Source organism: Ruegeria sp. YTSC003, assembly GCF_059609785.1.
On the sequence record NZ_JBXWMK010000012.1, the window covers coordinates 1 to 26,159 of the forward strand.

A 26,159-nucleotide genomic window follows, 5' to 3' on the forward strand; every position below is an offset into this window, starting at 1 on the left:
GGCGCGGTGGCGGCTTGCAGCTTGATCCGCAATCCATGCAGACAACAGCCAAGCTATCGGTGCCAGAGGTCTTTGCAAGGTGTTGTCACGTTAACCTCCTGCCCACCAAAGAATGCTGATAATCAGATTTCAAGCTGCTCGAGTAAAGGACAATTCCGACAAATGTTACATTGGATGGCAGGAGAAGAATGATGGCTTCGGTGGGTCCGCGGCGCAGATTGCGCTGATACACCGAATCGTGGCGGAAATACGCAATTGGCTGAGGGCGTTTTAGTCAAACCGGAGCAACCGTAGTCGCTCAGTTTTCACGGCCCAAAGAATACGCGGGCGCTGCCAAAACCACCGCTCATCGATTGCGCAGCATCCTGTGTGATTGGATCGCGTCAATGTCGGGTTGTCGTTGTAGGTGGACATGGCGGATCGGAGGTTCAGTCATGGAGACACCAAACTTACCTGCCATTCGGGCACTTCGCCCAGTCTGTAGCAAAGGACGTGTCCTTGGTAAAAAAGCGCCCACTGAAACCAAAACATCCGAGTTCGCCTTGAGCTTGCTGGCACCCATCGCGATCTTGCACTCTGCAACATGGCAATCGACAGCAAGCTTCGCGGCTGTGATCTGGTGAAGATGAAGGGGTCGTTGTCATGTCATCGGGGCAGACCAAGGAACGCGCTTCAGTACTGCAAAGTAAGACACAGAAACCTGTGCGCTTCGAGATATCCGAGGGCACCCGTGCCTCTGTTCAGAAATGGATGAAAGATGAACTCATGATCCGTTCGGAATACCTTTGGCCTGGCAGAATCCACATCTGAACGCGTCAATATGCGCGGATTGTTCGAGACTGGGTCTCATCGACCGGCCTTATAGCAAGCGCATACGGAAGCCACTTAATGAGGCGCTCAAAAATCACCCAAACCTACAAGAAGACCGGCAACCTCAGAGCGCTTCAGCACTTGCTGGGCCATACCAAGATGGACGGTACAATCCAGTACCTCGGCGTCGAACTCGAGGGTGTCTTGGCTATCGCTGAAGCCATTGAGACTAGTGCCAATAGGTTGCATTCGTAGGCGGCCCAGACTGGACGAGCGAAGGTGCGCATATTGATTCCACGTGTTTGATCCGGCTTTAAGAGTGGATTCCACTTACTCGAGTTCTCAGGTAATACGAAACTATGGATATCGTCGTCGTTACGACCATCATCACTTCTCTTTTTGTTGTCATCGGCGTGGCGGAACCGCTGGCCGCGCGAATGCGCCTGCCTTACAGCGTTATCCTCGCCGTCCTGGGGATAGTGATCGGGCTTGGCGCGACGTTCTTTCTCGACACAGACCTGACGGATGCATTGAACCCGGGGGCGCAGGCGATCATAGATCTGCCGATCCGGTCAGACGTCTTCCTCTATGTTTTCCTGCCCACGCTGCTCTTTCAGGCGACACTCGGCATGAACCTGCGCAGGATGCTGGATGACTGGATGCCCATCCTGATGATGGCCGTTGTGGCAGTGATTGTCGCGACCCTCTCTATTGGCTATGCGCTGAGTTGGGCAAGTGCGCTGCCGCTGGCCGCCTGCCTGTTGATCGGCGCCATTGTGTCAACAACGGATCCCTCGGCAGTTGTCAGTATATTCCGGTCGATTTCGGCACCGCGCAGGCTGTCACGAATAATCGAGGGCGAAAGCCTTCTTAACGATGCTGCTGCTGTGGCTCTGTTCGGGTTATTCATGAGCTTTGTCATGCTCGGAAGACCCAATCCATTGCTAAGTGAAGCCGTGGGGCAGTTTCCGCTGTTGATCGCAGGCGGAGCACTCACTGGTTGGCTCATGGCGCGCATGGCGGTTTGGACGATGGCTTTTGTCGACCGCTGGGAAATGGCGCAGATTTCCATTTCCATCGCGCTGCCATACCTTGCCTATATCGTTGCAGAACAAAGCGTTGGGGCTTCGGGTGTCATTGCGGTGGTGGCTGCGGGGCTTACGCTCAACCTCACAGGCCCTGGTCGTTTGTCACCGGTCGCCTGGACAAATCTGCAAGAGGTTTGGGACCTTCTGGCACACTGGGCCGGCGCGCTGATTTTTATTCTTGCCGCATTGCTGATACCGCGATTGCTGGAAGAGGTGCGACCGTCTGATTTTGGCTTGCTAGTTGTGGTGGTTTTGGCCGCCATGTTCGCGCGGGCGGCAATTCTGTTCGGGTTGTTACCATTGCTGACAGCAATTGGACTATCGCCCGCTGTTGAACGCCCCTATCGCACCGCAATACTGTGGGGTGGGCTGCGTGGTGCCGTGACGCTGGCCCTGGCTCTGGCAGTCACCGAAAGCACACACATCCCGCTTGAGACGAAGCGCCTGGTCGGCATTCTGGCCACTGGCTTTACCCTGTTTACACTGATTGTTCAGGGTACAACCTTGCGCATGGTGATCACAAAACTGGGGCTCGACAGGCTTTCTCCGCTTGATACCGCCCTGTCGCGTCAGGTGGTCGCCGTCGCCTTGCAATCGGTTCGCGAGGACGTGTCCCGCACAGCAGAAAACTATAACCTGACGCACGATATCGTCAGGAACGAAGCCAAACAGTTTAGTGAACGCCTGGACGAGGCGGTAAAGGCCGCCGAGGACAGCGCGCAGATCCTTGATCGTGACCGGGTCACGCTTGGTCTTATTGCGCTGGCCGGTGCAGAGCGGGACTCTGTATTGGCCAGGATGCGGGAACGCACCATGTCATCGGTTCTGAGTGAGAAGATTTTGTCCGATGCGGATCGGCTCATTGAAGGCGCACGGACTGGCGGACGGATCGGCTATCAGCGCGCATCAAATCGGTCGGTCGTTTACGGCAGATCTTTTCGGATCGCCGTGTTTCTGCACAACCGGCTTCGAATTTCGTTCCCACTCACGCGTATCACAACGGACAGGTTCGAAAGATTGCTCATGCAACGTCTGATCCTGCAGGACCTAGATGGGTTCGTCCGCGGCCGCATCCGCCGGATCCATGGCCGCCGGGTTGCGGAATTGCTGGATGAAGTGTTGGCGCGTCGATCCGAGGCGGTTAAGACGGCGCTTGAAGGCCTGCGACTGCAATTTCCCGGTTATGCCGAAAAGCTAGAGCGACGATTCATCCAGCGAACCGCGTTGCGCCTTGAAGAACGTGAATACGCGGTCATGCGCGAAGACGGCCTTGTGGGCGAAGAACTTTATTCTGTTTTGATGCAGGAAGTGGCGACAAGACGTACGTTAACTGAAGGGCGTCCGAAGTTGGACATCACTCTTAAAGGACGGGATCTGGTCAGGCAGTTCCCACTGTTTTCCGATCTCGACAAGTCTTCGCTTAGGAAACTCAGCCGGGCGCTGCGGACCCGATATGCCAACGCGGGTGATACCATCATTTCCAAAGACGAATTCGCCCAGAGTGTATTCTTCATTGCTTCCGGGGCGGTGGAAGTGGAACTCGGCCGGCACACCTCGCGGCTGGGTCGTGGTGAAATGTTCGGGCAATTGGCCATGTTATTGAAACGGCCGCGTCGCGTAAACGTGCGGGCATTGGCACCGTCGACGCTGCTTATGCTCGACGAGGCAAGTTTCCGACGCTTGCTGCGGCGAAGCAAGGCCATGCGAAACTCTGTCAAGATGAGCGCTGACAAGCGCATGATCGACCCCGCGGTGTTGGATCTGGATGAGGCCGAGGTATCCCCTGAAAAAGGGACCAAATCTTGAGAGGCTCTCAATTGGAAAGGAGCCGCGAAATCAAAAGTACTGGTTCACGGGCACCAGTCGGGTCCTGTTTTGGTGAACGTCTACTCCAGTCAGAGGTTTGTTCCCTCGAAAAACCCGTCACTACCCTCAACATCTTGTACAATCAGCGGCAGGTCGCAGCAAGGAGCGGAAATTGGCAACGGCCAATCACCGAAGACATAGAAAAATGGGCGTCGCCTACCCTGCCAAACCAGCTTGGCGCAGACCAGAGGCAATGTGTTCCCAATCCGACAAATTGCGCCACATCGGTTGAAAGCCACCGGCCAGAGCAATCAACGTGTTTTCCGGAACTGCCATCCCGCGGCTTGAAAACTCCTGATGGCGGTGTCGAACAAAGGCTTGCAACGAGGACTCCGCCTCTTTTTGTCGGCCCGAGTGCGCGTAGGCTGCCACTAGAAACGCAACAGCCAATGAGTTCAGCCGTGCTTCGCCAATCAGCTTGCTGACAGCGTCATCATATCGACCCAAAAAGAAATATACCTGTCCGATAATCCAATCGAGAGAAGGCGGGTGCAGGGGGTCAAGTCGCATGGCCTCGACAACTATTCCATGGGCCTTTTCATGCTGCCCCAACAACAGAAACCCATATCCGCACCAAGCCATCGATTCCGCTTCATTTTCGATCAATGACAGTGTCTTTTGAAACTGCGTATCGGCCTGATCCCAGAGGCCCGCGCATAGGTACGCATATCCAAGTTGGTCTTGAATATAGACGTCCTTGTTGTCCAAAGCCGCGCCCTGACGCGCGATTTCCAATGCCTGGGAGGGGGCATCGGCGTCGGCAAGACCGAGCCAAAGGTCGACGACATAGGTGTCGGCCAGATACATATAGATCCGCGCGTAATTGGGATCGATGGCCAGCGCTTTTTCAAAATATCCCTTGGCGGTGGCGTTGTCGGCGGCGTTCAACCCATCTCGGAGTGCTTTCCCTCGCAGCAAGAGTTCATATGCCTTCATCTTGTCTGTGGGCTTGTTCAAGACATTGTTGGCCACGTCGCTTTGAACGCGACCGGGAAGAACCGCGACGACGCTTTGGGTCACCTCATCCTGAACCGCAAAGATGTCTTCCAGTTCGCGGTCATAACGCTCAGCCCAGATATGTTTTCCAGAGTCAGCCGCGATCAGCTGAGCCGAAATGCGCACTCTGTTACCGACTTTTCGAACACTGCCTTCGACAAGGTATTGTACCCCCAACTTTGCCGCGATTTCACCAATCTCCAGATCTGAGTCCCGAAACCGAAACGACGAATTGCGCGCGACCACAAACAAGGTCCGAAAGCGGGACAGTCCGGTAATGATGTCTTCGGAAATACCGTCACTGAAAAACTGCTGCTCAGCATTGCCGCTTACGTTTGAAAACGGCAAAACCGCGACTGAGGGCTTATCCCGTCCAGTTTGATTTGACTCGTATTTTTTAGAACCTTCATGTGACAAATGGTATATTTTGACGGGCTTTGTTATGTTTTTGAGGTGCTGGGCACCGCCATCTTCAAAGGTTTCTTCAATCAGGTTTCCCAGGCTTTCATAAACTATAGAAGAGATGCAAACACCGCCCACTTTTGCTGCGGCTTCCAGGCGCGACGCCAGATTGACACCGTGCCCATAGACATCGCCCTCATCAACAATCACGTCGCCCAGATGCACTCCGATGCGCAGTTTTATCGCTGAGTTTTGAACCGTCAGTTCTTTCTGGATCTCGATGGCACACCGAACAGCATCCACGACTGAGGGAAACTCAACCAATGTGCCATCCCCAATCAACTTGATCACCCGGCCTTTGTATTTGCTGACTTTGGGATCAAAAACACATTCGCGATGGGTCTTGAGGTGCATCAATGTGGCATCTTCGTCTTCGATCATCATCGAAGAGTATGCAACAACGTCAGCGGCGAGTATGGCGGCGAGTCTGCGTTCCAAAAATGACACCTTTGGTTGGGAGGTCATATTCAACTTTGGAAAAGATCATAACAACACCTTTCTGGGAACATCGCGCAAATACAGATTGCCGAGGTATTTAGCGGATGGAGTGGGTGGCTCTTGTTCCACTGGCGTCGCGATGCGCCATACTACAGTTGTCTTGGACTGCTCGGAAAGGAGCCACCCAATGACGGTTAAAACAGCTGGACTGGATCTGGCCAACGACGTGTTCCAGGTTCATGGATTATCGGCTGCTGGCTGCAAGATATTCAACAAGAAGATCAAGCGCCCGAAGCTGCTTGCGTTTTTCGAGACACTTCCGCGCTGTGTTGTCGGCATGGAAGCCTGCGGCTCCGCCCACTATTAGGGCCGTGAACTCAGCAGGCTGGGCCGTGACGTCCGCCTGATGCCAGCAGCCTATGTCAAACCCTATGTAAAGCGCGGCAAGACCGACGCCGCTGATGCCGATGCCCGGCGCCTGATGCGCATGCCGGGCGTCGGCCGTATTACCGCCTCCGCCATCGTGGCAACCATCGGGAATGCTAAGCAATTCAGGACCGGCCTCGACCTTGCAGCCTGGCTGGGGCTGACCCCGCTCAACAAATCCAGCGGCGGAAAGGAAAAGTTAGGCAAGATCACTAAGAAAGGCGACCGATACATCCGAAAACTCCTGATCACCGGCATGACGTCACGGGCGCTGAAGGGCAGGAAGCATCCGGAGCGCCTGGATAATCTGGGTGATGCTGACAAAACAACAGGAATACCGGCAGCCGACCGCCTGACAAGGCCGACCTGCCCAGAGATGCAAGACGTTTGATGTGATGATGCGGACCTAAGTCAACCAAAGGCCAGGACACTCCGACCAACGTCGCGACCCAAACTGAGGTCATTTAGTGGCACTTTTTCCCTTGTATTGCCCAATGGCTTGCAGGCGCGGCGAATGTCGGCAAAGTCCGCGTGTCGGGAATTGAAGAGCCTCGTTGTGAGCGGCCTATTGGGTCGTTTCTCGCCTCTGCATGTTGCAATACTACCGTTTCATTGTGTTAGCTGGTTAATGGCATCGCTGATGGAACTTGTCAGTCGGTTCAATTCTGCGAAACATGCATTACAAGCATGCGCATATTTGACGCGCATATTTCATAGCGATACAGTGCGTGCATAGGGAGAGCAATACAATGAACGCTCAAACGCGAAAGCCCACGAATCTGTCGCTCGATAGCGCGTTACTGTCTGAGGCCAAAGCGCTGAAGGTAAATCTGTCCCGCGCGGCCGAGGAGGGCGTGCGCGCCGCAGTCATCGCAGCAAAGTCTGAGCGCTGGAAAGCCGAAAATGCTGCAGCACTCAGAAGTTCCAATTCATATGTTGAGCGGCATGGTCTTCCGCTGGAACGTTACAGGCAGTTCTGATGCCAAAATACGACGTCTACCCTAATCCATCCGGCGATGGCTACCTTCTGGATGTCCAGACCGACCTCCTAAGCGATCTGAATACGCGTGTTGTTGTGCCGCTGCTACCGAAGTCAAACGCACCAAGGCCAGCGGCACGTCTCAATCCGGTTTTTGACATTGATGGTGGTCCAGTCGTCATGGTCACACAATTCATGGCCGCAGTACCGGTTGGAATTCTAAAGTCCCAAGTATGCGACTTGAGTGACGAGTTCGATCAGATCACTGTCGCGGTCGATATGCTGATGCAGGGATTCTAGCATGGTATGACCTCAATGTTGGTCAGGTTCTCTGATCGTCACCGTTCAATTTCGAGGATGGCTGCAGTGAGCTGCACCAGGTTCAAATGCCTCATACTCGGTAAAGGACGGGGCCGCATTTGCGGTTTCTAGGAATTTAGCCTCGGTGAGTTAAGATTGTGGCAGTAGGTGTCGGTACTTAGCAACTCGTTTATCAGAGACCGCCAAAGCCGGTCGGAGAAGGAATTATCAAGGATGTTCAGTCAGTTTTGATCTGTAGCCTGGGGAATGCCGGACGTCCTTTCAAAGCCTTGTTTCATTGGAGTCAACGGTGAGTTTCCAAGAAAAAAATGGACTCAATAATCTCCTGATGTCATTTTGAGATTGTGGGCGGCATGTCTATTTTAGCACGTACTGGTTTTCCCAACCGGATTTTAGAGGGGGTATTGAGTGTGATGTGCCGCCCCACGAAACCCCAAAAACAGCGGTCAGCGTGCTCGGGTTTCTGCAGAGATTTATGATCTTCTAAAAAATTGAATCAGGAACAGGATACATGGCATGAGGCGAGTTTATTGCCGACTTCTTGGACATAGATGGCTAGTTCGTTTCGCCGGAGGCGCGTCTGTTCATCAGTGTGCGCGGTGTGGTGTCGCCGGTGATGCGTATGGCAATGAAGTTCGCTGAACTTACCGCTCGCTTCGCCTTATCCTACCATATTGTCCATTGCATGAGTTGAAGTTGTAGCCGGGGTGGATTCACAAACGAAGTGCAATTATGCCTTGATGTTGGTCAAAGAGAGTTAGTCCGAATTCGGGCCGACATTGGCCGCAGAGAAGTTAGCTGAGCATCACGGCTTCACGTGAGACATTGCGCAATTGGATGGTGGAAGATTGAAGCTGGCTATCTCGCAAGCAGCGCCGAACATTCCATCAACCGCGCCTGCAGCGGGAATGCTAAGGTGAGTTGATCCAGGTCGACGGCTCCGATCACCCGTTAGTTCGAGGATCGTGGCGACCCCTGCACCCTTCTCGTCTTCATGGATGGCGCGACCAGCACCTTGATGGAACTTTGCTTTGTGAAGTCAGAAAGCACCACCAGCTATTTCGATATGCTTGAAAGCTATCAGTATAAACATGGCCGCCCGGTGGCGTTTTACAGCGACAAACACGGTGTTCCGTGTGGCCAGAAAAGATGCCAAGGGCGGCGCTGGCATGACCCAGTTCGGCCGTGCGCTAAATGCGCTGAATATCGAGATCCTGTGTGCGAACAACTCTCAGGCCAATGGCCGGGTTGAACGCGCCAACCGCACGCTCCAGGATCGACTCGTCAAAGAGTTGAGGCTAGCCGGTTTGAAGTGCGCTGGGAAGGCCGGGCCCTGCCCTAACGGATCTTCGAAATGGACCAACGCGTCACCCACGCCGCAGTCACTGAGAACAAGCGGTTCGGGGCTGTGCTGGCGCATATCAAGGAGATGCAGGAACAAGCTCCCCAAAACCCAAAGTGAGGACAAATTCCGAAAAGATGGGTTACAGCCCAACGGCAGTAAGCCCGGTCAGCCACCGAGAACACGGGCCAGTAGAAGGACGGCACCAGAACCTGAGTTTGTGCAAAAATAGCAGCTGCGCAGAAGACAGCGCGCCCTACAGGTAAGCTTGAAGCCAACGCCAATAACCTGATTGGCTCTGGCTTCTTCAAATTGACTGCATCTAAAATAATAATAGAGCCACCACATCAGTCACTTCGTTTTTCCCTCTCACTTCAATAGAGTAAGGTGGAATTACGTCATTGATGTCACCGGCAATGCTGTCCCACAGCGCATCCAGATTGTGCCCATGCCAGTTTGGAGCAACAAGCGCAGCCAGCAGTATCGTAAATACGTCATCAAAACTTCCTCCGCACCCCAATCCTCCAAAGATCTGGTTTTCCGAGGCAAACTGGATAGCAAGCAGACGCGATAGCTTAAAATAGCTGCAATATTCCCTGATCGTGTCGCGTTGTCGCTTGACAGGATGGCTGCATGCGGCCTGATCAATTCAGTTCGCCGAATCTATGATGAAAACGTCAACGATTTCCGGACAAAACCTTATCGCGGTGGCCTAGCTCTGCCGCACGATCGTGAACCGCTTTCTGACTAAGCACAGGACAAACCTATGATCCAAGACAACCCTGCCCTCATCGAGGCCGTACGCGGCCGGTTCGCCCATGTCGGCACCTGTCCCTTTCAAGGCGAACGCATCTTTTTTGAGAATGCGGGCGGAGCACTGACATTGAAATCCGTCGCTGAAACCTCGGCTTTTTATGCAGCAATCCCGGACAATCCGGGGCGCATAAATCCTGCAGGTCAGGGAACCCAAGGCGTCATCAACAAGGCCAAAGACGACTTGGCCGTGTTCATGAACGCATCTTCTGGGCAGTTCTTCGCAGGTGAAAGCGGAACCGAGCTGCTGTTTCGCATGATCCGCACCGCGTGTCTGGTCGCCCCCAAAGGTGCAAAAGTGATAGGTTCATCAATCGAGCACCCGGCCACCCGAAGCGCAGCACGTCGCTGGGCTGAAATCGCCGCGCTGGAGTACGTTAATGTGCCCCACGACAACGACGCCGGATTGGTTACGGCCGAGGATTATTCTGCGCTGATAACGCCAGATGTCGCAGTGGCAACGATCCTGCATGCATCGCCCGTGACAGGCATGGGCATGGACGTAGCCGCGATTTCCGCGGCGATCCGTGCTGTGGCACCGGATTGTTTGATAATCGTCGACGGCATTCAGCATGCGGCCCACGGGCAACTGGACCTGGACGCCTACAATGTCGATGGCTACGCGATTTCACCTTACAAAGTGTTTTCCCGCCACGGATACGGCATCGCCTGGATCTCCGACAAACTCAGCGCTTTGCCACATGACATGTTGATCGACGCACCCGCAACCGGGTGGGAGTTCGGGACCCGCGATACGGGATCGTATGCAGCCGTATCAGACGTAGTAGCGTATTTTGACTGGCTCGGTGGCGAAGTTTCGGATGAGACCGAGCCGCGCAAACGGATCGAGGCTGCGGGCCGAGCCATTCACGCCTATGAAACCCACTTGACCGATACTGCTATCAACGGCACCGGCAATCTGCCAGGGCTGCGTGATATGGATCACGTGACCATTCTGGCAGGCGCCGATAACCCGGCACGCGAAGGGCTGGTGTCAATCGTGGTCGAGGGTCATGCATCCGAGGACGTGGTCGAGACACTGAATCAACAGGGCATTCGCACCCATACTCGAAAGGCTGACCACTATTCCGGCAACGTTCTTACACCGCTGGGCCTGTCGGATTGTATCCGCATTTCTTTTTGTCACTACAACACGGAACAAGAAATCGCGCGGTTGTTGGGGGCCATCAAAGTTATGGGCGAAAGCAGTTGACCAGATCCGATTTGGTCGTAGCAAACGGTTACATAGATGGCGGTTCTCAACCCAAACCTGCAACGGGCTTTTGCAGAGTTACGAAAAAAGCGTCGCGTTGTTCCGACACCGCGGCCGGAGTATTTCCGCATGCCGCGGCTTTTACGTTGTCCACCAGTTGCCGGTTCACGCCGTGACCCGTTGTCCCCAGATTGATTGCTTCGCGCCAAATCGCAGCATGCAAGAGATTGACCACGTATCCAGACACTTCTTTGTTGTCGTGCCTAGGTTTTCATAGAACGATTGAGCTGCCTCAATGACCTCGTAGGCGGTTTTGTCATTCCCCAGAACCCCGACCAGCGGCATCAGGTGCGGGGGTTCGAACGGGCACCCCAAAACAAAGCGGCGGGGTTTTTTTCAGCCCTGTTGCATCTATCCCAGCGTCAAACCCAAGGCTGGGCTGGCAACCAACGCATCCAGCGGGATCCAGATGATGTTGTCCTACAACCCTTCGGATTCTGACCCGCGCCCGATCCCTTGCCGGCCACCGGTAGCCAGCGCTCGTTTTCTTACCAATCGCATCAGCGTACACCCAACACAAGACGCGCTGACGTGGGGGCGTCCAAAACAGGGACCGATATGTTGCAAAGCGCGCCTGTGCCTTTCATTGCGGCCCATTGCCTTTCCGCCGCGGGCCACTCATGCTTCTTACATCAGGTCTTTCCGCAGCGCAGTTGAGACGTCATTTTCATCGCCATCGAAACATCCTTGGTCAAAACTGTCGAAGCCAGACCATAGCGCCTGGCGTTGGCGATCCGACGAGCGTTTTTCGCCCTGCCAATGTGCGACAGGGTGACAGTTGGTCCGAACACCTCATTATACGCAATCTCCGCATTGTTGTTGGCATTCACTGCGACCGTCGGCGGGTAGAAGAATCCGGCCTGTTCGCCCAGTTCGCCGCCTATCGCGATTTCGGATCGTTTCAGCCACGGCATCAATATCGGCATCGACCCGTTGGCCCGCTCATAGTGCAGACAATCCGACAAACTGCGTGCCCGATCCAAACGGATATCCCAGCAATACAACGTGGGCGTTTTTTGATGTATGTTTCGAACGCCCAGTTCAACCGGCTATGCGATATACCAGCCCTCATGCAAATCTCGGGCGATGGTATCGGATCTTCCAGATTAGTTTCCCTTGCCGGATTGGCCGCCCTGAGCTTGGCGGGAACCGATGTACCCAAATATTCGCCGAGGCGCTGCCGCCACAACATGAAACCCGGTTTTCATCAATCACCAACAGGTTTTCGACCACTTCAATAACCGAGTAAAACCCCTGAAAGCCATCAATATGTTCCTAGTGACCGGTCGCCCGCCGCGCATTCAGAAGTCCGGACCGCGCCGGCATGAATGCCCTCATGTCCAGCTTGTCAATACCACTACGATGTCGGCCACATCAACGTCACCGAAGACAACCCTTCTTTTCCCTGCACCATTGCTTGCGACACAATTGCCGCCTCTCTCGGCCAAGAAGCCTCTTGAAAACTAGGGCTTGCCATCCAATTTGTTGGTCGCGCGAAACAGATCGGCAAACACTATTGTAGCGGCCAGGTTAAGGCCGGACGAGACCGCAAAAATCACACGGGCAGTAAGGTCTGAGATGTTTGCCACCTGGTCTTCGCCTCAATTGCACTACGTAGAGATAAAGAGAGTTTCACTTCAGTCAACGCGCAAGTCAGATGTCGATAAGCCATTGCCAAAACACCGATTGGGATCTTGGTCGGCGGTATATGGACAATCTGCAACGAGATGTATTTCCACTATTGGGACATCAGTCTAGGATGCGCGCAAATACTAGCCCATTCCAAACCTGCGCAACAAAAACGAGAAGCTTCGTTCGTGAATATTAAGAACCACATGGCAGCACAGCCAAGACGTGAAATGCAATCTGCGCGCAACCAGGGGATCACATTCCTGGCGCTTGCGTTTTTGTTCAGCATCTTTGTCAACTTGTTGATGCTGACCGGACCTTTGTTCATGTTGCAGGTCTATGATCGCGTTCTTGGGTCCCGAGCGGTCGAGACCTTGGCGGCGCTGTTCTTGCTGGTCGCGTTATTGTACGGCCTTATGGCTATGCTCGATTTTGCGCGGGGTCGAATCGTGGCGCGTTTCGGCGCTCGGTTTCAGTCCCAATTGGACGAACGGGTGTTTGACGCAACCCTGCGCCGATCGCTGCACCCGCGCGCGCGCGCCGCGCCGGCAACGGCGTTGCGGGATCTGGAGTCGATCCAAAACCTGTGCTCTTCTCCAGTTCTGCTGGCCGTCATGGACATCCCTTGGACGCCTATCTTTATCGCGGCAATTTTTCTGTTCCATCCTCTGCTGGGTTGGCTGGCCGTTGGTGGTGGCTCGCTTTTAGTTGTGATCGCGTTGCTGAACCAAATACTGACTCGTCGCAAGGTCGCCTTGGCTCAATCAGCGTCGGCAAAAGCCAACATCTTTTCCGAACATGCCCGACAGGCAGCCGAGGTAGTACACTCGCAAGGCATGCAAGAGGACATCACGCGTAGATGGCAGCGTCAACGAACAGACGCCTTGCAACAAACAATCGCCGCCAGTGACTGGACCGGCAGCTTTACGTCAGTGACGAAATCGCTGCGGCTGTTTTTGCAATCTGCAATGCTGGCGCTTGGGGCTTTGCTTGTTCTGCGCAATGAATTGACCCCCGGCGCGATGATCGCAGGTTCGATCCTGCTGGGTCGTGCTTTGGCACCCGTCGAGCAGGTTGTTGGGCAATGGGCTGTCGTTGAACGCGCCCGAACGGCGTGGAACTCGTTGAGCCAGTTTCTGGATGCCACGCCGCCAGAAAAACAGCGCACCAAGTTGCCTGTGCCCCAAGCCCGGCTGACGGCCAAGGGTCTGACGGTCATCCCGCCTGGAGCGGATACTCCAACCCTCCGCAACGTCTCATTGAACCTCGAGCCCGGGCGGGCACTTGGTGTAATCGGAAAAAGCGGGTCAGGAAAGTCCACTTTGGCCAAGGCGCTTCTGGGTATTTGGCGTCCTGCAGCAGGCGAGATCCGTCTGGGAGGCGCAACGCTGGATCAGTACGATCCAACTGATCTGGGCCAACATATCGGATACCTTCCGCAAGAAGTTACGTTGTTCAACGGAACTGTCGCCGAAAACATCGCGCGTATGTCGGAAGACCCAAACCCGGAAGCCGTTGTAGCGGCCGCCAAAAAAGCCAATGCGCATGAGCTGATTCTGACGCTGGAAAAAGGCTACGATACCATTCTGGAAGGCAATGACAGTCAGCTGTCAGGCGGTCAGAAGCAGCGGATCGCGCTCTCGCGCGCGTTGTACGGAGACCCCGTTTTGTTGATTCTGGACGAACCGAACTCGGCGTTGGATGCCGATGGAACCGAGGCGCTGAACGCCGCTGTCCGCGATCTTAAGGCCGCAGGAAAGTCTACGATCATTATGACTCACCGTCCCCAAGCGATCTCGGAATGTGATGATCTTGCGGTGGTCGAACGGGGACAGGTTGTCAGATCCGGCCCAAGGGATGAGGTTTTGGGTGCAGTCGTTCAAAACGCCGGATCGATCAAGCGCAACCTCAGCAAGGCTGGCAACTGATGCAGGACAAAACAAATAGTCAGCGCCCCGTATGGCGCATAACCATCCCTGCCCTGGTCGGATTTACGGCCCTTGGCATCCTTGTTGGCGGTTTGGGTGTTTGGGCAGTCAACACGCGTTTGGCCGGGGCCATTATCTCTCAGGGCATTATCGAGGTCGAAAGCAACCGTCAGGTGATTGAACACCCCGACGGCGGCGTTGTTGGTGAGATTTATGTGCGCGATGGCGATGCCGTCACCAGCGGCGAGTTACTATTGCGATTGGATGATACGTTTCTGTCGTCCGAGAAAACCATTGTCGAAGCCCAGCTGTTCGAACTGCTGGCCCGCCGGGCACGTTTGGAAGTCGAGCGCGATGGCGCAAATGCCGAAGCTTTGGCCACCCGGTTGGCTGAGATTCAGCAACAGGAAAACATCGACCCTGATCTGATCGCCGGTCAGCAACGCCTGTTCGAGGCGCGATTGAATACATTGGACCAGCAAACTGAGCAACTGGGCAAACAGACCGTTCAAATCGAAAGCGAAATCGACGGTACCGAAGCGCAGCTTGTCTCGCTGCGGCGTCAGGTTGAATTGATCCAAACCGAACTGGACGATCAGCAAAGCTTGCTTCAGCGCGGCCTTACCCAGGCCAGCCGTGTTTCGGCCCTACAGCGTGAAGAGGCCAGCCTCACAGGGGATATCGGTCGTTTGGAAGCCGCCGCTGCGCGCCTAGGAGGCCAGATATCAGCGACCGAAATCTCGATCCTTGAGCTTGAAGCAACACGGCGAGAAGAAGCCATCACGACCCTGCGTGATATTCAGTCCCAGATTGCTGAATTGGCCGAGCGCCGTCTGTCGCTGGACACCCGCCTTTCGCGACTGGATATCCGCGCCCCAGTTTCGGGAACGGTTTACGGCAGTCAGGTCTTTGCCCTGCAGTCCGTGATCCAACCCGCGGAACCTATGATGTATCTGGTACCGCAGGATACGCCCCTGGTCGTCGCCGCGCGCGTCGATGCAATTCACGTGGACCAGTTGCATGTTGGCCAGCCCGTTTTGCTACGGTTTCCCGCATTCAATCAGCGTGAAACGCCTGAAATTGACGGACAGGTTATGAATGTCTCGGCTGATACGTTTACCGACGAAAACACCGGCCAGACGTTCTATCGCGCCGAAGTCGTTCCACAAGACGGGCAAGTTGATCGTCTGAAAGGGCAGGAACTGCTGCCCGGTATGCCAGTGGAAACGTTGATCAAGACGGACGAACGTACGCCAATGTCTTATTTGGTCAAACCACTGGCAGATTACTTCAACCGGGCGTTCCGAGAGTGACCGCCCGGTCGCACTAAGGCGCTTCGAGGTTGCCCAGCAGGATCGAGGTCATGTCGGAGGCAATCACGCCATCCACAGCCACCACATTTGCCCCGGTATCATAAGAAACGTCGGTGCGCGTGATCCCTGAAAGGTCCGCGTCACTGTCGATGAAAACCCATTCCGGGCGAACGGCAGTGGGCTGTCCGACCGCCACTTGCAGAATCGACAATGCATCGAGCGCATTCACCGAACCATCCCGGTTGAAATCTGCCGCGATCAAATTTTCCGGCGAGGCTGGACCCCATGTCGGGTCCAGACCGACCGAGATCCGCAAAACCTGCAGCGCGTCCAATGCGTTGATGTCCTTGCTCGCGGTAGAATAGGTCTTGATGACGTCGAATTCACCCTCGAAAGTGCCAGACGGTAAATTCAAATCGAACCGCCCATTGCTGTCTGAACGAACACTGATTGTGGCTCCGCCATTTGGGGTAAAGCTGATTTCTGCGTCACTGAGGCTGGGATTGGCGGTTTCTGAATTGATTGATACGTCCCCCAAAGCCCCATCGGAACTGCCCGGATCGAGCCCCCCGAAATCGCCGAAATCGACAGGAATGTGATCGGGGCCGCCAAAACCCTCGCCAAACACCTGAGCACTGGTCAGCGGACCACCAGTGGCGGAAATCACGTTTATCGTCTCGTTGAGGTACTCAATTCGGGCGCCCTGCGCCGTCGCGGTAAAGGTCAACTGTCCAGGCGTTCTGAGCAGCGGATAATCGAACATATCCAACCGGTCGATACCAGCCTGAAAGTCCGTGATCGTGGTGGTTTCCGCTCCGTATTGCATGACAAAGATGTCCGCACCCGACCCACCCGACATTGTGGTCGCGGCAGAACCGGCAATCAAAATGTCATCCCCGGCCCCAGCAATAAGGGTCGTTGGAAGAATATTGCCGCTGAGCATATCGTTACCAGCTGTACCGTTAACTGTTCCCAAGCCACTACGCACGACACCCAGTTCTGCGACATCCACCGTTAGTTGGGTCAGCCCCGCATCCTGTTGCGAAGCGACCAGAATCTGTAGCTCATCACCGACCTGCGCGACGCTGAACGAACTCACATTCTGCAAACCGCTTTGAAGCGTATCGGCAAAACTGTCCAAATGCACCAACTGTCCACCGAGCGTCATGGCGAACAAGGTTATTCCATCATCGCCACCACCCGCGACAACGAACACATGCCCGTTGACCTCGACCACAGAAAGGTCCTGAACTGACTCGAACCGTGTGTGCAGCGAATCCAGAGCATGGTCGGTTGGAATTAGACGGCCATCGGCGGCTAGTTCCATGACACTGAGAGAGCTACTTTCAGCCCCCGCGACCACCACCCAGGACTTGCCATATGCCTGTATCACTTCAACCGCTGTGGGCGTCGCGATTCCCAAAGTCGTCAGGGCCTCGCTGTTGTCTACCACTGCTATGGCTGCGGTTCCCCCGTCAACCCTGTAAGTCGAGACAGTGTTGCTGGCGCCGTCGGTCGCAATAACAAAGTTGTCTGCGCCAATGCTCAATGACTGCATCGAATCAGATCGTGCCACGATCACGCCCGAGGACGTCAATGTGCCGTCCCCATTCACGGTATAGGTGACAATCCGCCCGGTATCTTCATGCGCCATCATCAGCAGATCGCCGGACCCGGTCGACAGTTTCACCAAGGCCGAAATGTCACCGCCGCCGGTCAATATCCCGGTTTCCCGCAAGGATCCAACGGTCCCATCCGGGTTCAAATCATACCCCACCAGCCCATTTGCCGTGTCGATATCCAATACGAGCTGATCACTGCCACCAAACGAAACCGGAGTCCCCGTGCGGCCCACCTGAAACGTGATCGAACCGCTGAAATACTCGGTATCGACCAGTTGCGGAACCGCGCCATCGACAAGCTTCCAAACTGCAACACCGCCGCCGGGGCCGGTCAAACTGTACAGATACGTGGTCCCGTTAAACGTTTTTAAAGCCGTATCACGGATACCTGAATCGAGCGCTGCGCTTCCTGTTGCAACCACGCTTTCGAACTGAAGCATCATACCAAATCACCCCACGCCAAACTTGGCAATGACTGCAGGATGATCCGATGCCCGGCCCGATACCAAAGCGGAATTGTGGTGAAAACGAGGAGTTCGGTTTCAGTTTAACACAATTTTTCCTGGTCCGACCGCATGAGTCACAAACGCGAAAGACTGATGAACAAAACCTGGCCCACCCAGGCGGACACAGACATCACATGTGAGGGTAAGATGACCAAAGAACATGATCCCAAAGCCAAAACTGCAGAACCCGGATCAGACAATGGTCGCAGGGACCACATTCGCCGGTGGATTGATGGCAAAATGCGACGCTGGGTTGGGCGCGGTATTGCCGGGGGGCTTGGTTCGACGCTCATGGCGCTACCCGCCTTGGCGCAGGCAACGATAGAAGAGCTGTACGCCTATCAGTTTGCAGAAACGATTCCCGGCGTACAGTCAGTGAAGCTGCTGAAAAACGGGGATGTTCTGCTGAAGATGATTGATGGCAGTACGATGATTGTCGCCGCGGAAAACGTTCAGGTTCTGGACAGTGGCGCGATCATGATCGCCGAAAATGCCGTGAGCGAAATTGCGCAATTCAGTCTGGCCGCCGAAGCAGGTGGTGCCGCTGCGGCGGGCGGCGGCATTAGTGGCGTCGGCGCTGCATTGGGCGGATTGGGCCTGGCTGGCGCCGCCGCGGCGGGGGCCGGCGGCGGGGGTGGTGGAGACGATGGTGATTTTCACCCCTCGCCGCAGGCACCACCTCAGGTTTTGAACCTCGCGCAAGCACAATCCACTGCGCTCAGCAGCACAGAGGCGAATATCAGGGTCCCGGGTGGAACCGAAACAGTGGAACTTACGATCGGGTCTTTGGTCAAATCCGTGCCACTCAAGCCCAATGGAAGTTGGAGCATTTCGCTGACAGCTGTCGAAGCGGCCAGTCTGCCACAAGGTGTTCAGAACGTCACGGTTCGCCACTTGGACAGCGGCGGGCAAGAGCTTTCGGTCGAGACTGTATCTTACAACATCGACACAATCCCCCCTACTCTGACAATTTCCGGTTTGTCGGACGGTGTGGTTATAAATGCGGCGGAAAGCGCAACGGATCTGACCGTCTCGGGGACGACAAACGCGGAAAACGGTCAAACCGTGACGGTCACTCTGAACGGCGGCACATACTCAGGCACCGTAGCCGACGGGCAATGGGTCGTCACCGTGCCTGCCAGTGATCTTGCCGCGTTGCCGGATGGGGAAACCATTGTGTTGACCGCAGATGTTTCAGATATGGCGGGGAACCCGGCAGCACAGATCAGTGACAGCATTGAGACAGACTTTACGGCACCGACCATAACTTTGGATCCTCTCCCCGTCGACAAAATCGAATTGGTCGACGTTCAGAACGATATGGAGCTGAGCGGATCGACAACAGCAGCTGATGGCCGGACAGTTATGGTCGAATTTGGGGGGCAATCCTATTCGACGACCGCCTCTGACGGTAGTTGGAGCGTCACTATTCCATCCGCTGATCTTGCAAATCTGCCCTCAGGTACTCCTGTGTCGGTAAGGGTCGTTGTCAGCGATGAAGCAGGAAACAGTTCGGTTCCGGCAACGGCCTCGGTTCCGGTGGATCTGACTGGCCCTGCAATTTCTATATCGCCCCTGTCGGTTGGGTCCGCCTTAAACACCGTAGACGTTGGTTCGGATTTAACGCTTTCGGGAATTACCGGGAACGTAGAAGACGGCCAGCAGGTAACAGTCATGTTGGACGGTCAGAGTTACACCGGCGCAGTATCCGACAACAGCTGGTCGGTGACCATCCCAGCGGCCGACCTTGGAGCATTGGCAGACGGGGGCACATTCACCATCACCGCAAATGTATCCAATACGGACGGGCTCGCAGCCAACCAGGCGAATGCACCCGTATCCAAGGATGTCACTGCCCCAACCTTGACCATCGACGGATACTCTGATGGTGCCGTCCTAAATGCCGCTGAGCGTGATACGGACCTGACAATCACGGGATCAACTGATGCAGAGGACGGACAGACCGTAACCGTATCGTTAAACGGCCAGGATTATACTGGTACCGTCTCTGGTGGCGTCTGGAGCGCGACTGTACCCGCGGCAGATTTGACGGCACTGTCCGATGGCGCAACAATCCCGGTGATTGCAGACGTGACAGATGCCGCCGGAAACCCAGCGCTGCAGGCAAGCGGCAGTTTTGACACTGATTTCTCACCTCATTCCATCACCATCACCAATTTGTCCGACGGCCCGGTCATGAACTTGGCGGAACGCGGCACGGATCTGACGGTCTCAGGCGCATCGGATGCCCCGGACGGCACCACCATCACCGTGGAAATCGTCAGGGCAGATGGCACTGTAGACCTGAGCAATACCACTACGGTCAGTGGCGGCACCTGGACGTTGGTTTCGCCGGCGGCCGGTCTAAATGGCCTGCAAGACGATGAAATTTACAGTGTGCATGCGTCGGTCTCAGACACGGCTGGAAACAGCGCCAGCGCGAGTGCTGGGTTTAGAACAGACTTCACAGCACCGACTGTGACGATCAACCCATTGGCTGTCGGATCGGTTCTGGATGTCTCCGAAAGGGGAGGCGATCTGTCCATCTCAGGGGCGACATCGGCGGAAGAGGGGCAAACAGTCACTGTCACGTTGGATGGCCAATCGTATACGGGTGTCGCTACTGGTGGCACTTGGTCGGTCACCGTACCCGCGGCAGATCTTTCCGGATTGGCGGACAGTACAAATTTCCCCATTTCGGCAACGGTCAGTGACCTGGCCGGCAATAGCGCCAGTCCAGCTACCACAACGCTCGCTACGGATTTCCGACCGCTGTTAGACCTGAATTCTATAGGGACGAACAACTCAGTTTCACTCGGCGACGCGCAGAGTTCTGGCATTGTTGTATCTGGAACATCCGTTGGCCTCGCCGCTGGCCAAGCGGTGAATGTAACACTCAACAATAACTCTGTCGGCACCGCTACTGTCGCAGCCGATGGCACCTGGTCGCTTGCAGTTCCGGCGTCAGATTTCACAGGTATTTCAGCAGGTGATGACCTGAACTTTCAGGCTCAGGCCACGGTTTCGGGCGGCCCTGATCCTTTACCGGCAACCGGTGAGGCGACTGCGCATGTACCGGGCGCATATGTCATTGCAGAAGCGGATCAGAGTGGTTCGACTATCACGTACCAAATCTTCGCAGACGCTGACCGCGACGTTTCCAGCGGGCTAGCGATGACGATCGAGTTGGGATTTGATCCGTCAGTTGTGACCTTCGACGCCGGATCCGATGTTGGGAACGGGGCTTTCGGTCTGTATCTGTCCAACCCGGTTGGGGGCTCCGTGGTCAACTTTGCAGGTGTCGCGACCAGCTTTACGGATCTGAACCAACCGTTGGTGACATTCACCATGACCGTTCAGGACCCCAGCAAACCGGTTGAACTGTCGCTTACCACCCCGGATGGGGGGCCGACGACCGTCGTATTCGGCACTGATGGAAATGACACTTTGGTCGCCAGCGATGTGGACAGCTTTGTTCGTGGTCAGGACGGCGACGACGCCATCAATGTCTCGGACGCGGGTCGCGACGTCGTTGTGTTCGAAGCCGCCCCTGCGGCCAACGGGGTAGACACGATCACCGGCTTTTCACTCGGAGCGGCAGCGGATGTGGCAGATGCGTTGATGTTCAATGGCCTCGATCACTCTACCTTGCGCGGCGATGGCACGGGCATTGAGACATTAAATGTAGGCGGCGCGGTTGGTGCCAACACGGGCGTCATCGGCTTAACCACAGTTCTGGCCGACCTGTCGACCAATACAATTGAAACTGCAGTCGAAAGTTTGACGGGACTTCAGGCGGGTGACGAGATCTACGTACTCGCGACAGATGGAGACGATAGCGTTCTGGTCAGGGTCGACTATTCCTCCCCGACTGCAGCCACCGTTGAAACCATGGCGCAATTTTCGGGGTTAGACGATCTGAGCGGATTGAGCGCGGACAATATCCTGATCGCCGACCCGACCGGAGCAACGGCTTGATCAAAACATGGACTGCCGTTTTTCGACCGGCAGCCACTCCATACTCAAAGGATCAAACATGGCAGAGAACGGCCTGTTTCCAGTCACATATGAGCGGCACGGTGACAAATACTGGAAGCGTTTTTCATCTTACCACTTTGCGGAAACCCAGCAGGCTTGCTCAATTGTCGAGAAAGAAATTCTGCTCGTCGCGGCCACGTATCCGGTAATGTTTCGCGAAACCGGGGGGGAAATTGAACCTATAGCACTATTGTCATTGAACCCCAACGCGCCAACCCCTTTTGTGTCCGACGATGGCCGATGGCTGGCCGCCTACATCCCGTCTGGGTTGCGGTGCCCGCCATTTCAAGCGGGTTTACCGAGTAAAACGGGTTGTGATCCGCAACTTCTGGTCGATGAATCTTCTGGTCTAGTCACCGATGCTCCGAAGGACGAACCGTTCTTTACCGATGCTGGTGAGTTGACCGCTGAACTTTCAAACGTCCTAAGATTTTTCCAAGCACGAGAGGCCTCGGCCAAGGACATAAGGTCCGTGTGTAACGTCATTCAAGGGATGGGTCTTTTCGAACAAATGGCAAGCTACGATAACGTCGCGCTGCCGGCAGGGTTTCTGGTCCTGGATGCCCGACGCTTGAAGGCTCTTTCGCAGGCAGAGAAACTCGCATTGTTCGATGTCGGTGCAATTCAATTGCTGCACGCCCATCAAGTATCACTTTCGCACATTTCTTGGTTGTCGCAGGCGCAAGAGCAGCTGACGAAGCCCAAACTTCAAAGCCAATATACCGAAAATTCAGACATTTCGCGTTTCCTCACCGCCATGGCACACGCGCAAAATGACGAATTTTTCATGGCTGGTGAGGTGTGAAAATGCCTCTGATCTCCTGCAACTCTGGCCTAAAGTATCTTGCCTGTTTGTGTATTCCTTTGATGGCGGCCTGCGCACCTCCACCCGACCTTACGGGCGTAGAGGTTTCTCTGTCAGCAGGTTCTGTCGGGGCTGGCGCGCAGCCCCCCCTTCCACGTCTGACGCAAAGCGAGTTTGGTCAACGGGTGCGGGCGGCTGTCGAAACCAACCCAAACCTCGCACAAAGCGCGACACGACTGGAAATCGCAGACGCTGACGAAAATGCGGCCAAGGGTGCTTTTCTTCCTCGCGTATCAATGGGAATCAATGCGCGATCACAGCGTGTGAATTCCGATATTGCAGACTTCACCCCGTATCTGCGCGTTTCGCAACTCGTCTATGACGGAGGCGCTGCGTCGGGCGAACTGGCTGCGGCTCAGGCTCGCGTCCTCGAAAGCCGGGGCGGTCAACTGCAAACCGCTGCGGCGCTGGCCCTTGCCGCAATCGAAGCGTATGTTGTGGTCCTTGATCGACGCAAGATCCTGGAAATCTCAGCCCAGAATGTTGAGGTGCACGCCGAGATCGTGCGCCAGATCACCGAACGCAGCACGCAGGGCGTGGGCTCAAATGCAGACGTTTTGACCGCACGCTCGCGCATGGCAGACGCGCGAACGCAGCTTGCCGATGCAGAGGCTCGGACAGACAGGGCGGAGGCACAGTACCAGGAAGTCTTCGGACGCCCACCGGGGGCACTTACCGCTCCGGTCGCTGCGCCCAAATTGGCCAGAACGGATTCGCAAATCGTTTTGGACAGCCCACAAGTACGGCGTGCGAATGCCGCTTTGATCGCTGCAAAGGCCGAGCAAACTGCAGCCATTGCGCGGCGACAGCCAGGTGTAGAAATCGCGGCATTTGCAGATCGCGATGACAGCAATGATGCTAATTTCGGTGTCGACCTGTCCGTAAACTATGAACTGGACAGCACCGGTCAACGTAAGGCTGCCATAGCTGCAGCCCAAGCTCAGGTGAAAGAGGCCGAATTCGCCCGTGAGACGTTAATTCGAGAAATCCGCCGCGAGTTAGAGTTCATCCGGTCAGATCAGGACGCGGGAGCGGTTCGCCTGCAAGCGGCTCGTTTAGCTGCCCAGGCCAACGCCGAAAGCGTGGAAGCTGCGCGGGCCCAATTCACTATCGGCCGACGCAGCTTGGTCGAGATACTGGATGCACAGCGAGACTATGTGAACGCGCAGCAAAGGCTGATTTTGGCGGAACAAAGCTTCTTCCTCACAAACTACGCCGCCCTCAGCCTGACCGGGGACATTCTGGATTATCTCGGTATTTCAATTGCAAACACAGGTGAAGATTCATGGCCGCGTTGAACCCTTTGGCACCTAAACAAGAGCTTTCTCCGTTGGAAATTTGCCTGCGGCACGTCGCCTCGCATCTTGGTCGCTCAATCACGGTCGGGGCACTTCACGCTGCGCAATCCGGCACAACAGGTCATTTGAGCCAGCGAGATGCAATTGAGGTTGCCCGCCATGCCGGGTTGCAGGCGGGATTTGGGTCGCGAAGACTTGCGGATTTCGATGACACACTGGTCCCAGCAATTTTTCTGTTGGACGACAATAAAGCAGTTGTATTTCACGGGCGTACCAAGAGCGGCCGTTTTCTGATTTTCGACCCTGAGATGGGTGAAGGCATCGGTGAGGTTGAAGAAACAGTTTTAGGGAAAAGCTACACCGGCTACGCACTTTTGTTTCGGCGCAGCCACAATGAGGAAACACCAGGTCGAAACAGGACCGCATCCGGGCATTGGTTTTGGTCGGCCATGTTGGCAAACCGCTGGTCCTATGCGCAAGTGGTGCTTGCCGCAGCGGTAGCGAATTTTTTGGGTCTTTCCACATCCGTTTTCATCATGGTCGTCTATGACAGGGTTCTTCCGAATGAGGCGACGGAATCCCTTATCGCACTGACCGCAGGGGTTGGTCTTGCCCTTTCTTTCGATTTCGCCCTCAAACTCTTGCGCGCTGGCTTTATTGATCGGGCCGGGCAAAAGGCAGACATGTTTATGGGGCGGCGCGTTTTTGACCAGGTTTTGAACATCAAAATGAAATCGCGGACCGGATCGACCGGTGCTATGGCCAGCACGATCCGCGAATTTGAAACTCTGCGCGAGTTTTTTACATCGGCAACTCTGGTCGCACTCGTGGACCTGCCCTTCATCGCCCTCTTTTTACTGGTCATTCACCTCGTTGGTGGACCTCTGGCGCTGATACCTGCCCTTGCCGTTCCGATTGTTTTGATTGCGGGCCTGGCAGTGCAACCAATGTTATCGCGTTTGGCCGAAAAAAGTTTTGCGGACGGTCAGTCAAAACAATCCGTACTGGTCGAGACCGTTTCCGGTCTTGAAACCATCAAAACAACCGCAGCGGCAAAACAAATGCGGGCGCGATGGGAAGATGCTATCGAGCGGCTGTCCTCCCACGGAATCCGCAGCCGGACAGTTACCCAATTCGCATTGAACCTGACAGGATTCACGCAACAGGCGGCGCAGGTCCTGATTGTTTTCTTCGGCGTGTTCCTGATCACTGAAGGGCAGGCAAGTATGGGTGCGTTAATTGCGTCTGTAATGCTGACTGGACGCGCGCTGGCGCCACTGGGGCAGCTTGCCCAGACACTCACACGTGTGAACCAGGCGCGCAGCGCGTATCGCAATCTGAACGCTTTGATGCAGGCGGAAAATGAGCGGCCCGAAGGACGCAACTGGATCAGTCGACCACATGCAAAAGGCCGCATTTCTTTCAAAGATGTGCATTTTGCCTATCCTGAACAAGCCGATGATGCCCTTTCAGGTGTCTCATTCGACATAGAACCGGGTGAAAAAGTTGCCATTCTGGGCGCGATCGGATCCGGGAAAAGCACCATCGCGCGTTTGATGCTCGGTTTATTCGAGCCGAGGACCGGTTCGGTAATGCTGGATGGGGTCGATATCCGTCAGATTGACCCCGGCGACTTACGTCGCAATGTCGGTTCGGTTTTGCAGGACGTTTGGCTTTTTTCCGGCTCAATTCGCGAAAACATTGCCAGCGGTGCGATCCGGCCCATGGATCAAGATTTGATCAGAGCGGGCCACGTGGCCGGGGTTGAAGATTTTATCGCGCATTGCCCCAACGGCTATGACCAACAACTGGCAGAACGTGGCGAAGGAATATCGGGCGGCCAGCGTCAAGCCATCGCGCTGGCCCGCGCGCTGATTGGACGCCCACCAGTGTTGTTGTTGGATGAACCGACCAGTGCAATGGATGTGAAGACCGAAGCCGAGGTTATCAAGCGTCTGAAACAAGAAACCAAAGACACCACAATGGTTATCGTCACACATCGGACCAGCCTGCTTGATCTGGTCGACAGGGTCATTGTGGTCGAACGCGGCCGGGTCGGCGCAGACGGTCCAAAAAGCATGCTGACCCAGCGCGCGCGCGCAACAGGGAGGCATCTGAATGTCGCGGCATCCTGACCTTGCCATGA

At 55.3% G+C, this 26,159-nt stretch carries 16 protein-coding genes and 4 pseudogenes; 14 read left to right on the top strand and 6 right to left on the bottom strand.

Translation table 11 applies throughout. From position 1 onward, the window contains the following. Positions 1–888: 888 nt before the first annotated feature. Complete coding sequence (locus tag AC2FFH_RS18970) at positions 889–1,065, top strand: hypothetical protein (protein ID WP_496769323.1); 177 nt, start codon at positions 889–891, stop codon at positions 1,063–1,065. A gap of 104 nt (positions 1,066–1,169) precedes the next feature. Beyond that, positions 1,170–3,704 (top strand): cation:proton antiporter, encoded by a 2,535-nt coding sequence (locus tag AC2FFH_RS18975; RefSeq protein ID WP_496769321.1) that lies wholly within the window; start codon positions 1,170–1,172, stop codon positions 3,702–3,704. Between the two features lie 216 nt (positions 3,705–3,920). On the opposite strand, the gene AC2FFH_RS18980 is transcribed toward AC2FFH_RS18975, so the two are convergent. Then, positions 3,921–5,660, bottom strand: a complete 1,740-nt coding sequence (locus AC2FFH_RS18980; protein WP_496845090.1) for an adenylate/guanylate cyclase domain-containing protein — start codon at positions 5,658–5,660, stop codon at positions 3,921–3,923. A gap of 187 nt (positions 5,661–5,847) precedes the next feature. Here AC2FFH_RS18980 and AC2FFH_RS18985 point away from each other — a divergent pair. From AC2FFH_RS18985 to AC2FFH_RS19005, 5 genes and pseudogenes are all read left to right on the top strand, one after another. Further along, positions 5,848–6,132, top strand: a pseudogene (locus AC2FFH_RS18985) (IS110 family transposase); the annotation flags it as partial. Between the two features lie 6 nt (positions 6,133–6,138). Then, positions 6,139–6,351, top strand: a pseudogene (locus tag AC2FFH_RS18990) (transposase); the annotation flags it as partial. Between the two features lie 484 nt (positions 6,352–6,835). Next, on the top strand, positions 6,836–7,066 hold the full coding sequence (locus AC2FFH_RS18995; protein WP_496725008.1) for a type II toxin-antitoxin system CcdA family antitoxin: 231 nt from the start codon (positions 6,836–6,838) through the stop codon (positions 7,064–7,066). Continuing rightward, positions 7,066–7,365, top strand: coding sequence for a CcdB family protein (locus tag AC2FFH_RS19000; protein WP_496780334.1), 300 nt, complete (start codon positions 7,066–7,068; stop codon positions 7,363–7,365). Before AC2FFH_RS18995 ends, AC2FFH_RS19000 begins: the two co-directional genes overlap by 1 nt. Before the next feature lie 782 nt (positions 7,366–8,147). Beyond that, positions 8,148–8,690 (top strand): annotated as a pseudogene (locus AC2FFH_RS19005) (ISNCY family transposase); the annotation flags it as partial. 360 nt (positions 8,691–9,050) lie between these two features. On the opposite strand, the gene AC2FFH_RS19010 reads toward AC2FFH_RS19005, so the two are convergent. Further along, positions 9,051–9,248 carry a barstar family protein gene (locus AC2FFH_RS19010; protein WP_496740319.1) on the bottom strand — a complete coding sequence of 66 codons (198 nt, stop codon included), beginning with the start codon at positions 9,246–9,248 and terminating at the stop codon, positions 9,051–9,053. A gap of 246 nt (positions 9,249–9,494) precedes the next feature. Between AC2FFH_RS19010 and AC2FFH_RS19015 the strand changes: the two genes are divergently transcribed. Further along, positions 9,495–10,754: an aminotransferase class V-fold PLP-dependent enzyme gene (locus AC2FFH_RS19015; protein WP_496845091.1), complete on the top strand. Its 1,260-nt coding sequence runs from the start codon at positions 9,495–9,497 to the stop codon at positions 10,752–10,754. 165 nt (positions 10,755–10,919) lie between these two features. Here the strand turns inward: AC2FFH_RS19015 and AC2FFH_RS19020 are convergent. The 3 genes and pseudogenes from AC2FFH_RS19020 to AC2FFH_RS19030 form a co-directional block, all read right to left on the bottom strand. Beyond that, positions 10,920–11,138 (bottom strand): annotated as a pseudogene (locus AC2FFH_RS19020) (3-hydroxyacyl-CoA dehydrogenase NAD-binding domain-containing protein); the annotation flags it as partial. A gap of 308 nt (positions 11,139–11,446) precedes the next feature. Then, positions 11,447–11,818: an aldehyde dehydrogenase family protein gene (locus AC2FFH_RS19025; RefSeq protein WP_496769311.1), complete on the bottom strand. Its 372-nt coding sequence runs from the start codon at positions 11,816–11,818 to the stop codon at positions 11,447–11,449. A gap of 459 nt (positions 11,819–12,277) precedes the next feature. Next, entirely contained in the window at positions 12,278–12,403 is a 126-nt protein-coding gene (locus AC2FFH_RS19030) for a hypothetical protein (RefSeq protein WP_496769309.1), read from the bottom strand. A 270-nt stretch (positions 12,404–12,673) separates the two neighbouring features. On the opposite strand from AC2FFH_RS19030, the gene AC2FFH_RS19035 reads away from it, so the two are divergent. Together AC2FFH_RS19035 and AC2FFH_RS19040 are read left to right on the top strand one after the other, a co-directional pair. Beyond that, positions 12,674–14,371: a type I secretion system permease/ATPase gene (locus tag AC2FFH_RS19035; protein WP_496769329.1), complete on the top strand. Its 1,698-nt coding sequence runs from the start codon at positions 12,674–12,676 to the stop codon at positions 14,369–14,371. After that, positions 14,371–15,684, top strand: a complete 1,314-nt coding sequence (locus tag AC2FFH_RS19040; protein WP_496769307.1) for an HlyD family type I secretion periplasmic adaptor subunit — start codon at positions 14,371–14,373, stop codon at positions 15,682–15,684. The genes AC2FFH_RS19035 and AC2FFH_RS19040 overlap by 1 nt, the downstream gene beginning before the upstream one ends. 13 nt (positions 15,685–15,697) lie before the next feature. Here the strand turns inward: AC2FFH_RS19040 and AC2FFH_RS19045 are convergent, their stop codons facing one another. Beyond that, positions 15,698–17,746, bottom strand: a complete 2,049-nt coding sequence (locus AC2FFH_RS19045) for a dockerin type I domain-containing protein (RefSeq protein WP_496845092.1) — start codon at positions 17,744–17,746, stop codon at positions 15,698–15,700. Positions 17,747–17,881: 135 nt separating this feature from the next. Between AC2FFH_RS19045 and AC2FFH_RS19050 the strand changes: the two genes are divergently transcribed. Genes AC2FFH_RS19050 through AC2FFH_RS19065 form a run of 4 tightly spaced genes read left to right on the top strand, consistent with a single transcriptional unit; the run spans position 17,882 to position 26,148 of the window. Further along, positions 17,882–21,790, top strand: a complete 3,909-nt coding sequence (locus AC2FFH_RS19050; RefSeq protein ID WP_496845093.1) for an Ig-like domain-containing protein — start codon at positions 17,882–17,884, stop codon at positions 21,788–21,790. Between the two features lie 58 nt (positions 21,791–21,848). Beyond that, a complete protein-coding gene (locus tag AC2FFH_RS19055) occupies positions 21,849–22,655 on the top strand; it encodes a SapC family protein (RefSeq protein WP_496845094.1) in 807 nt (268 codons plus the stop codon). 2 nt (positions 22,656–22,657) lie between these two features. Then, positions 22,658–24,013 carry a TolC family protein gene (locus AC2FFH_RS19060; protein WP_496769299.1) on the top strand — a complete coding sequence of 452 codons (1,356 nt, stop codon included), beginning with the start codon at positions 22,658–22,660 and terminating at the stop codon, positions 24,011–24,013. Beyond that, positions 24,001–26,148, top strand: coding sequence for a type I secretion system permease/ATPase (locus AC2FFH_RS19065; protein WP_496769298.1), 2,148 nt, complete (start codon positions 24,001–24,003; stop codon positions 26,146–26,148). The genes AC2FFH_RS19060 and AC2FFH_RS19065 overlap by 13 nt, the downstream gene beginning before the upstream one ends. Positions 26,149–26,159 lie beyond the last annotated feature (11 nt).

Coding starts and splice junctions, on each gene's coding strand:
- AC2FFH_RS18970 (WP_496769323.1), top strand. CDS start 889: ATGAGGCGCTCAAAAATCACCCAAACCTACAAGAAGACCGGCAACCTC.
- AC2FFH_RS18975 (WP_496769321.1), top strand. CDS start 1,170: ATGGATATCGTCGTCGTTACGACCATCATCACTTCTCTTTTTGTTGTC.
- AC2FFH_RS18995 (WP_496725008.1), top strand. CDS start 6,836: ATGAACGCTCAAACGCGAAAGCCCACGAATCTGTCGCTCGATAGCGCG.
- AC2FFH_RS19000 (WP_496780334.1), top strand. CDS start 7,066: ATGCCAAAATACGACGTCTACCCTAATCCATCCGGCGATGGCTACCTT.
- AC2FFH_RS19015 (WP_496845091.1), top strand. CDS start 9,495: ATGATCCAAGACAACCCTGCCCTCATCGAGGCCGTACGCGGCCGGTTC.
- AC2FFH_RS19035 (WP_496769329.1), top strand. CDS start 12,674: ATGCAATCTGCGCGCAACCAGGGGATCACATTCCTGGCGCTTGCGTTT.
- AC2FFH_RS19040 (WP_496769307.1), top strand. CDS start 14,371: ATGCAGGACAAAACAAATAGTCAGCGCCCCGTATGGCGCATAACCATC.
- AC2FFH_RS19045 (WP_496845092.1), bottom strand. CDS start 17,746: ATGCTTCAGTTCGAAAGCGTGGTTGCAACAGGAAGCGCAGCGCTCGAT.
- AC2FFH_RS19050 (WP_496845093.1), top strand. CDS start 17,882: ATGAGTCACAAACGCGAAAGACTGATGAACAAAACCTGGCCCACCCAG.
- AC2FFH_RS19055 (WP_496845094.1), top strand. CDS start 21,849: ATGGCAGAGAACGGCCTGTTTCCAGTCACATATGAGCGGCACGGTGAC.
- AC2FFH_RS19060 (WP_496769299.1), top strand. CDS start 22,658: ATGCCTCTGATCTCCTGCAACTCTGGCCTAAAGTATCTTGCCTGTTTG.
- AC2FFH_RS19065 (WP_496769298.1), top strand. CDS start 24,001: ATGGCCGCGTTGAACCCTTTGGCACCTAAACAAGAGCTTTCTCCGTTG.